This is a genomic window from Bdellovibrionota bacterium (genome assembly GCA_035292885.1).
Taxonomy (GTDB): Bacteria; Bdellovibrionota_G; JALEGL01; order JALEGL01; family DATDPG01; genus DATDPG01.
The window spans coordinates 1-9,911 of record DATDPG010000117.1; the positions used below are offsets into that span (position 1 = coordinate 1).

At 55.0% G+C, this 9,911-nt stretch carries 9 protein-coding genes; 4 read left to right on the forward strand and 5 right to left on the reverse strand.

The features are described from left to right. The 5 genes from VI895_09260 to VI895_09280 all read right to left on the reverse strand — a co-directional run. On the reverse strand, positions 1-935 hold a 935-nt coding region (locus VI895_09260), incomplete at its 3' end, for an NADH-quinone oxidoreductase subunit C (GenBank protein HLG19983.1). Beyond that, complete coding sequence (locus VI895_09265; protein HLG19984.1) at positions 935-2,386, reverse strand: proton-conducting transporter membrane subunit; 1,452 nt, start codon at positions 2,384-2,386, stop codon at positions 935-937. The genes VI895_09260 and VI895_09265, both read right to left, overlap by 1 nt. Next, a complete protein-coding gene (locus VI895_09270; protein ID HLG19985.1) occupies positions 2,383-3,033 on the reverse strand; it encodes a hydrogenase in 651 nt (216 codons plus the stop codon). Before VI895_09270 ends, VI895_09265 begins: the two co-directional genes overlap by 4 nt. Next, a complete protein-coding gene (locus VI895_09275) occupies positions 3,030-3,947 on the reverse strand; it encodes an NADH-quinone oxidoreductase subunit H (GenBank protein HLG19986.1) in 918 nt (305 codons plus the stop codon). Before VI895_09275 ends, VI895_09270 begins: the two co-directional genes overlap by 4 nt. Further along, positions 3,944-5,902 (reverse strand): proton-conducting transporter membrane subunit, encoded by a 1,959-nt coding sequence (locus tag VI895_09280; protein ID HLG19987.1) that lies wholly within the window; start codon positions 5,900-5,902, stop codon positions 3,944-3,946. Before VI895_09280 ends, VI895_09275 begins: the two co-directional genes overlap by 4 nt. 237 nt (positions 5,903-6,139) lie before the next feature. Here VI895_09280 and VI895_09285 point away from each other — a divergent pair, with 237 nt between their 5' ends. The 4 genes from VI895_09285 to VI895_09300 all read left to right on the forward strand — a co-directional run. After that, a complete protein-coding gene (locus VI895_09285) occupies positions 6,140-7,255 on the forward strand; it encodes a glycosyl hydrolase (protein HLG19988.1) in 1,116 nt (371 codons plus the stop codon). 6 nt (positions 7,256-7,261) lie between these two features. Beyond that, positions 7,262-7,522: a MoaD/ThiS family protein gene (locus VI895_09290; protein ID HLG19989.1), complete on the forward strand. Its 261-nt coding sequence runs from the start codon at positions 7,262-7,264 to the stop codon at positions 7,520-7,522. A 125-nt stretch (positions 7,523-7,647) separates the two neighbouring features. Further along, positions 7,648-7,989: a metalloregulator ArsR/SmtB family transcription factor gene (locus VI895_09295; protein HLG19990.1), complete on the forward strand. Its 342-nt coding sequence runs from the start codon at positions 7,648-7,650 to the stop codon at positions 7,987-7,989. Further along, positions 7,986-9,911: MMPL family transporter (locus VI895_09300; protein HLG19991.1), on the forward strand; the 1,926-nt coding region annotated here is incomplete at its 3' end. The genes VI895_09295 and VI895_09300, both read left to right, overlap by 4 nt.

The following is a 9,911-nucleotide window of genomic DNA, read 5'->3' on the forward strand; positions in this document are numbered from 1 at the left end:
GTTAGATCCGTTTCGGCTTTTTGAAGCCGCTGGATGATCCTCGTTCCCATTGCATCGTCGATATCAAAACGAACGCCTCCGGGGACAAGTAACCCGCGGCCGTACCGATTCCCGGACATTTCCATGAGAACGTTCAAAAATTCCCCGCGTAACCGTCCGAAGTAGGCCGCCCCCGGCAAAAAACCGACATCGTTGCAAAGCGCTCCGAGGTCGCCCACATGATTGGAAACCCTTTCCAGTTCCAGCGCGATCGCCCGAATGGCGTTTCCACGCTTCGGAACGACCGTGTCCGACAACGATTCGACCGCCATGCAATACGCGGTTCCATGCCCGATCACCGTGTCTCCGGCGATCGACTCGGCAATCACGGCCCTTCGGGCGGGGAGGGAAGACAAGAGAAGCTTCTCGGCGCCCCGATGCTGGTATCCGAGTTGAATTTCCAAATGGAAAATCTCCTCGCCGTGGCATTGGAACCGGAAATGCCCCGGTTCGATAATGCCGGCATGGACCGGCCCCACGGCGACTTCGTGAACACTCTCTCCCGACACGGGGAAAAACGGATGCGACGATCCGTTTGAACCTGAATGCCGGCGAAGCGGTTTTAACCAAGGATGGCCTTCGGGCTTGAGTCCGTGGTCTTCATATATTTCACGCTCGAAGGCTTGGGCTTGGGGAATTCGACCGGTCAGCGATGGATAGCTACCTCCTTCAACCAACGCCGTCGAAATCAACGAGAGCGAATGCGCCGGATCATCGGCGATAACAGCTGCTAATAAGAACGTGCGTTCTTTCGGCGCGGGCAAAACCAACAACGCCGATAATCTTTTTCCCGAAGAACATCGGTCCACACAGGTTTTTTCGAATTCCTCAATGGAAACCGGTTTCAATTTCGAAAGAGATACGGCCGAGCCATTCGTGACAACGATCTCGGGCATCATTGAGCTCCAACCAAGTGAGCCGCCTCTTCCAGAAGTTCACGGAAGAAAGGAGGAATGTAGAGGCCGAGTACGAGGACGATCGAAAGAAGGACCAGAGGGGCCACGACGGCGAAAATTCGCGTCCCGGCCACCCTCATTCTTACGGTTTCCGCCGGGGGCTCACCCTGAACCATCGGAACGATCACTCCCGCCATGCCCAAAAAGGCGATGGACAAGAGAGCGAGAAACAGAACACCGAACCAAACATGAAAATTGATCGCCGCCTGAAAAATCGTGAATTCGCTGACAAACAGGCCGAAGGGCGGAGATCCGCCGATCGCAAATAATCCCGCGATGAGCAGGATGCCGGTAACCGGAACCCGCTGAAAAACACCCCGCACCTTCATCGCGTCCGTGGTGCCGAAAGCATTAAGAATATTTCCGGCCAGAAAAAAGAGCCCCGCCTTGGCCAGGGAGTGGTTGACCGCATGCAACATCGCTCCGTACGTGGCGGCACCGCCCACTCCCACGCCGACGGCCAAAATCCCCATGTTTTCGACGCTGGAATAGGCAAAGAGCCGTTTGTAATCCCTTTGGCCGAGGATAAACGCGGTGGCCACGACCAAGGATACGATTCCCATCATCAAGAGAAGTTCCTGTGCAAACGCGGCTTCTCCGGCAGCCACGCAAATTTGGTAAAAGCGAAGGATTCCCAAAAAGGCACAATTGAGTAAAGCGCCTGAAAGAAGCGCCGACACGGGAGAGGGAGCTTGGCTATGCGCGTCCGGCAGCCACGTATGCAGGGGAGCCAGTCCCATTTTGGTCCCATACCCCACCAGAGCCAAAATAAATGCGACCTTGAGCCAAGGCTTCGAAAACTGAGCGGCATGTTGTTGCAAAGAAGAGAGAAAAAAACCCCCCTCTTCTCCCGCAATGGCCGATCGGGCGATTCCAATGGCGAACGTTCCCAACAGGGCCAATGCAATCCCAACGGAACAGATCATCAGATATTTCCAGGTGGCTTCCAGCGCCGGCTTTCGACGGTAAAAGTAAATCAGCGGAGCGCTCGCCAAGGTCGTGGCTTCGATCGCCGCCCACATCAAAGCCAAATGATGGCTCACGATCACAAGCGTCATCATCGAAAGAAAGCCGAGCAGACAAGGAACGAAACGGTGAAGCGCGGAAGGTGTGTCGTGGGTCCGACCTTGGAGATAATGGAGACTATAAAAGGATGTCGCGACGAACAGGGCGCTCGTAAGAATCAAGAATAGGTAACCCAAACTATCGAGCTTGAGGAAAGACCCGAGTTCTTCGACTGGCAGGTTCAATCCCAAAACCATCGTGAGGAGGAGATGAAAAGAGGCGATGGTCAATAACCCGATGAGTTGAATACGAACGGAGCGGATGAAAAGGATGGCAAGTGCCGCAAGACCGGGGATTAGGATGAGACTGACTAAAGGGAAGTTCATTCTCTCAAACTCACCATCAAGCCGACATCGATGTCATCGAACTCATGCGCGATGTGATGAACGGCGATCCCCATGACGAAGACACCGACCAGGACATCCAACAGGATTCCCAGTTCGACGACGAAGGGGAGATCGCGCACCAATCCCATGCCGCAGAGGAAGACGCCGTTTTCGAGGACCAAGTAACCAACGACCTGCGTAATGGCTTTTTTGCGGCTGACCAGAATCAGAAAGCCGATAAAGAGCGTTGAGAATGCGGCTGGGAGCAAGAGAGTCGTCGGCATCGGCCTGGGAAACACCAGGGTCCGCCCCAACCAAAAACCCCCGACCACCAAGAGAACCCCCAGGAACACGGAAACGTGAAGGCTCACCATCGGTTCGACTTCCCGCCGCACCTTGGCCACCCGCAGGGCCCGCCGCAAAAGGAGTGGAATCAACATCCCTTTAACGAGCGCCGTGCCGATCCCAATCAACCCGTAATGAATGCCTACACCGGAACCGCCCGAAGCGAAGAGAAAGAGAAGGACCGCTAACAACAACCCTTGCAGCGCGGAGGCTCGAATGCAAGCCTCCATCCGGCTCGTAGCCAACAAGTAGAGATCGATTAAAACGACCAACAGAAGAAAAAAATCCGTGATTCCGGTCATCCGAGCCCACGCAGGAAAAGGATACCGATGCCGACGATCCCAAGGGCCGAGGCGCCCAACAAAAACTGAGGAATTCGCGGCAACCGAAGGCGCGCTAGAATCGATTCCGTAACTCCCACGAGAACGGCGACGAAACCGCACTCCAAGAGAACGGTCACCGAGGAAAACGCGGTATCGAGACCGCCGCCCGGAAAAATCGCCCGGACAAATAGAACGGTCATGAGAAATAGTTTTATGGAGCTCCCATACAGGATAAACGCCAAGTCCACGCCGCTGTGGTCCAACACCATGACTTCGTGAACCATCGTAAGTTCCAAGTGTGTGGCCGGGTCATCCACGGGCATTCGTGAATTTTCCGTCAGGAACACAACGCTGAGCGCGAGCAACAAACACAATAAAAGGGGCGCCGCACGCAACCAACCGGTCCAGACGACCGGCTGCAGCGCTTCGGCAAACGTGAGGCTCTTGGCCTGGAGTCCCAAAATCACCAGGGACAAAATCAACGCCGGCTCGACAAGAGCGGAGAACGTCGCCTCGCGGCTCGCCCCCATCCCTTCGAAACTGGAGCCTGTATCCATGGCCGCCAGGACGATAAAGAATCTTCCGAGTCCCAAAAGGTAAGCGAAGAGAATCATGTCTCCGACAAAACCGATCGGCGTTTGGGAAGAAACAATGGGGATCAAGAGTCCGGCGGCGATGACGCAAACGAGGGACACGACCGGCCCCGCGGGAAAGATCCAGGACGTCGAAGAGCTGTAGACCGTCCCCTTTTGAACCAATTTGATGAGATCGAAGTAGGGCTGAAGAACGGGCGGCCCTTTTCTTCCCCCAAACCACGCTTTGGTTTTTCCGATCACGCCCGACAAGAGGGGCGGAAAGAAAAACAGAATCGCCAAATGGACGACGAGGTTCATCGGATTTTCCAGAAGAGAATCAAGATCAACGTAATCAGAATATACAAAAGATAGGATTGCAGCTGGCCTTGTTGGAGAACCTTGAGACGACGAAACATCAAGATGATTTTCGTCGCAATCGGCGTCCAAACATTTTCCAAACTTCGATCCACCAAGTGTTCGCCAAAGAGGGCGCTACTCGGGAAGTATCCTTGCGGAGGCTGATTTCGTTTTCTGGATAGAAGAACGGCCCCAAACGATCGGAGAAGCGGCTGAGCAAACGAACCCGCGGTATATTGCATCCGTGCGGTGGGAAAACTATAGCCGCAGCCCCAGGTAGTTCCCCATCGAATCTCTTGATGTTGAAGCAGCTTGTGCCGCAGAAAGAAAAGCGCGCCCAAGAAGCAAAGGAGCAAAAGGGCCGTCCGTGAAATCAACTGAAGAGAGTCTCCGACTTCCTCGGGGAAAACGGCCGTGGCACTCAGCACACCGATGGGTCTCGCCACGATGAGAATCGCCCACTGGGGAAATAAACCGATTCCCACGCAAGCTGCCGCGCCCAAGATCATGGCCACTTTCATCGCACCTTCCGATTTCTGAATAGGGCCGTGAATCTTCGAGCGAGGTTGGCCTAGAAACGCCACACCAAATGCTTTTGCAAAACAAGCCGCCGCTAAGCCTCCGATGAGCGCCAACGAAACGATGGAGGCCACGCAGACCCCCGAGGCGACACTTCGAAATTCAAATATCGCATAAAACGACGCCATGTAGATGAGCCACTCGCTCACAAAACCGTTCAGGGGAGGAAGGCCGCTGATGGCCGCGGATCCGATCAGAAACGTTCCGCCGGTCACCGGCATTTTGGGCAAGAGTCCGCCCATGGCTTCAAGATTTCGAGCACCGGTTTGGTGGAGGATGTGTCCGGCCCCTTGAAAGAGAAGCCCCTTGAACAGGGCATGGTTCAACACGTGAAGGAGGGCTCCCGCGTAACCCAAAAAAACGATCACCGGTTTGTCGTAGCTCTGTCCCAACAGCCCGACGCCGATCCCCAGGGCGATAATCCCGATGTTCTCAATGCTGTGATAAGCCAACAAACGCTTGAGATCATGTTGCCCCAAGGCATGCAAAACGCCGGAAATTCCCGAAACGATTCCCACCCCGATGAGCAAGAGTCCCCATTCGGGCGGTGGCGTTCCGAGAAAGGTCAGCGTCCGGAGAAGGCCGTAAATTCCCATTTTGATCATGACTCCCGACATCACCGCCGAGACGTGACTTGGCGCGGCGGGATGAGCCTCGGGAAGCCAGATGTGCAGCAACCAAATTCCCGCCTTCGTTCCGAAACCGACCAGCGCCAGGAAGAAACATGCCGTCGTCAGGGAAGCATCCGATAGAGGCGAAGAGAGAAAGCCGTCGAACCGGTAATTTCCGGTATGTCGCGCCAATAAAGCGAACAGAACAAAAATCGCGATCACTCCGATGTGGGACGCAATCAGATAGATGAGGCTCGCTTTCCGAACTTCCGACCGTTCATGTTCGTACGCAACCAGGAAAAACGAACTGATCGTCATGATTTCCCAGGAAACGAGAAACGAAATCGCATCGTGGGCCATGACCACGCCCATCATGGAAATGACGAGAACATTGAACAGGAATGTCGCCACTCCCGACCGACCTTTCCCCGCTTCGCTCTTGAAATAGTCAAGGGCGTAGAGCGAAGCCAGACCGCACACGACGCAAACGCACAGCAAAAAGGAGGCCGAAAGCCCGTCCAGACCCACCACGATCTCCCCCAGCGGCAGGGAACCGATCTTACGATCCGCAATCTGCTCGCCGGATAGAAGCGCAAAAACGCTTCCACCCAGGCCAACAACGCAAGCCGCGACGCAACCCCACATTCCAATTTGAAAACTTCGCAGAGAATGCACGCGATGGATGAGCAGCGAAAACAAAGCGCTCACGGCAAGGATTGCCAACATTCCGATCATGGAGGCAGTTAACACCGAGCGCCCTTCACGCGCTTGTTTATATCTCTCAAGAATTACGATTGCGATTTCTTTCCTCCGAAACGACGAACGGACTTTCCAAGCCAAATTTGTCCATCATTTTTTTTGGTCACGCTTCGAAATGTTTTGCGGGAAAGCCAGCCCGGGAATTGACGATCTAGAAAACTTCGTGTTTTCCTATGAATCCGAATCCGGGATGGAAACGCGGCTATGAAACTACTGATCGGAACCCGTAAAGGGGCATTTTTTCTTCGAGGGGACAAGAGCCGGAGGAAATGGAGACTCTCCGACCCTCTTTTTCTAGGGAATATCGTCCATCATGTCGTATGCGATCCAAGGGATCGAAACACGATCCTTCTAGCGGCTCGTACCGGGCACTTGGGTCCGACGGTGTTTCGTTCCACAAACGGGGGAAAGAATTGGAAGGAAGCAACTCGCCCGCCCTCCTTCCCGAAGGCAGCTGAAGGAGAAAAAGGGCTTGTCTTGGACCATGTCTTTTGGCTCACCCCCGGCCACGCAAGCGAAAAAGGGGTCTGGTATGCCGGGTCGTCCCCCCAAGGACTCTTCAGGTCCGAAGATCACGGAGACACATGGGAGAGCGTGAAAGGATTCAACGAGCACCCGATGCGGAACCGTTGGACCGGGAGTGGTCAGGATGGAACTCCGGATGGACCCAAGATGCATTCCATTCTGATCGATCCGAGGAATCCGGAACATATGTACTTAGGCATGTCGAGCGGCGGCGTATTCGAGAGCATGGATCGCGGAGAAACCTGGAATCCGCTCAATCAGGGATGTGAAGCGATCTTTCTGCCCGATCCAAATCCCGAATTCGGTCACGACCCCCACTGCATGCGGCTTCACCCCCTCATGCCGGATCGACTGTACCAACAGAACCACTGCGGAATCTACCGATTGGATCGCGGCGAGGGAAAATGGACCCGCATCGGAAACGCGATGCCGAAAAAAGTGGGAGACATCGGATTTCCCCTCGTGATTCATCCCCGCGATCCGGAAACGGTGTGGGTCTTCCCGATGGATGGCACGACGGTTTGGCCGCGAACCAGCCCGGACGGAAGGCCCGCGGCTTACGTCACGCGAAACGGCGGAAAGATTTGGAAACGCCAGGACAAAGGTCTTCCCAGAAGGCAAGCGTGGTGGACCGTAAAGCGCCAGGCCATGGCTGCAGATCGGAAGGATCCTGTTGGGCTCTATCTTGGAACCACGTCCGGAGAAATCTGGGGGAGCCGAAATGAAGGGGAGACCTGGAGTTCATTGGCCCGGCACCTTCCTCACATTTATTCCGTGGAAGTCGCCGACGCCTGAGCAAGCATGAAGATCTTCATTCCTTCGCCGCTACAGTCGTACACAAACGGCAAGGGAGAAGTGTCGGCGGAGGGCGGGACAGTCGATGAAGCGTTGGCGAATCTCGACCGCCGGCTCCCCGGTATTCGATTCCGAATGATCGACGAGCAAGGCGGAATTCGCCCTCACATCAAGATTTTTGTAAATCGAGAACAAATTCACGCTTTGTCTTTCGCCCTTGATTCGAGTGACGAGGTGCAAATCCTCTGCGCGCTGAGCGGAGGGTAGTCCAGGCGCGGTTGGTGGATGCGGGGGGAGCGTTTTTCCTTTAGTCTTTTCTTGATTTCCTTGTAGTTATATTATTCTATAGTTATGTAGAATATACTAAACCGTGAACCGGAGAGACTGTCTTCATGCCGACAACACGTCGCGGATCGTCGGGCCTCTATGAACTCCATGCCGATATGTGCAAGGTGTTCTCGAACGAAATGCGCCTTAGAATCCTGCATGCCTTACGGGGGTCTGAGAAGAGCGTGGCCGATATTGCGGAGGTTCTGAAGGTACCTCTCGGTACCGTCTCCCCTCACCTTCTCATGATGAAGCGTCGGCACGTCCTGGTCTCGCGGAAGGCAGGGACTCAGGTGTTCTACCGGATCGCGAACCCCAAAATTCTCGACGCCTTCGATCTGATCCAGAGGATTCTCTGCGAACGGATGGAAGAAGAAGCGGCCATGGCGCGGCGGGGGCGTCCATGAAGAAACGCTCTCTCGTCGAATTCTCCGTCGATCACCCCAAACTTGTCGTTCTTTTGACGGCCGCCGTTTCCCTTGTGGCCTTAAGCCAATTTCCCAAATTGAAGACGGACACGAATCCCAAACACATGCTTCCCGCCACATCCGATGTCCGGGTCTGGAACGACGAGGTGGATCGAACCTTCACTCTCTACGAAGACATGATCGTTCTGGGAATCGTAAACAAGAAAGGAATCCTCAACCTCGACACCCTCGGCAAGATCTCCAGACTCACGGACGAAATCCTGAAGATCGAGGGCGTGGCCGCAAGGGACGTGAACAGTTTCCCAACGATCACAAACGTCACGGCGGAGGACAGCCTTCTCAACGTAGCGCCGTTGATGACGGAAATCCCGAAGAACAGCGCCGAAATCGTTCCCCTTCGCAAAGCGCTCCTGGAGAACCCGCTCTTTGTCGACCGGATTCTATCGAAGGACGAGAAGACAACCGCGATCTACATCCCCCTGGAAAAGGGGGCGAACGGGAAGGAAATCGCGGACAGGATCCGAGAGATTGCGAAACGAGAGGGAGACCCGGAACAGTATTTCGTCGCCGGAGATCCGGTCGCCCGGGACACATTCGGCGCGGAAATGTTCAAGCTTATGGCCCTCTTCGCCCCGATCGCGGGGCTCGTCATGCTCGCGGTGAGATTCTGGATGTTTGGGGATCTCTTTCTTTCCGTCGCGCTCATGATGGACGCCATGATCAGCATTCTCTGGAGCATGGGGCTTTTGGTCGCCCTTGGATTTCCGATCCACATCATGAGTTCCATGGCCCCCGTATTTCTCATGGCGATTGCCACCGACAGCATCCACATTTTCAACGAGTTCTATTTCCGTTTCCGGGAACGGAAGGACAAGAAGACAGCCATCCTGGAGACGATGCAGGCGGTCGGACGCCCCGTCCGTTATACGGCGCTCGCTACGGCGGCCGGTTTCGGCATCCTTCTCTTCATGCAAATCATCCCGGTCCGCGTTTTCGGAGGACTGGTGGCTTTCGGCACCGTGGCGCTCCGGGTCTTGAGCTTCAGCTTTATTCCCGCCATGTTCACGTTCGTCAAAGAGAAAACGATCGAGAAAGCTTCTCAAGGAGAGGAGATCGCATCGAGCCGGACATCCCGATTCTTGAGCCAGCTCGGCGGTTTCGGCGTGCACAGGCCGTGGAGCGTTGTTCTTGCGGGACTGGCGCTCGTCGTCGTAGCCGTGATCGGGACATCCAAGATCACGGTCAACAATAACATGGTGAATTGGTTCAAGAAGGGAAGCGAGGTTCGCCAAGCCGATGAGGTGCTCAACCAGGCTCTGGGTGGCACCTCTTCTGGATACATCGTCGCCCTTTCGGATGCGGATGATTTCATCAAAACCCCCCAGGCCATGAAGTCGATCGAAGGCCTTCAGAGGCACCTGGAAAGACTTCCGGTGGTCGGGAAAACGGTGTCGGTAGCCGATTACGTAAAGAGGATCAATAAGGTTCTCCACAACGACGATCCAAAGTACGATGTCGTCCCCGACTCGAAGGAAACGATCGCTCAGTACCTTTTCTTATTTTCGATGTCGGCCAAACCGTCGGATCTCAACAATGTCGTCGATTACCCGTTCCGGAAGGCGAACATTTGGCTGCAGCTCAAAACATGGGATGCGCAGGCGATGCGGGACGTCATCCGGGCTGTAGAGCAATTCAAGGGGGGATCCCCGACACCGCTGGAATTCAAACCCGCCGGCATCGCCTATTTCAACCTCGTCTGGAACGACGAGGTCCTCCACGACATGCTCAAAGGGTTTCTCCTGGCGCTTGTCGTGGTCTTCGTCATTCTCGCCGTCTACTTCCGCTCGATCCGGTGGGCGGTCGTCGGCTATATCCCTCTCCTTTTCACCATCCTGCTGATT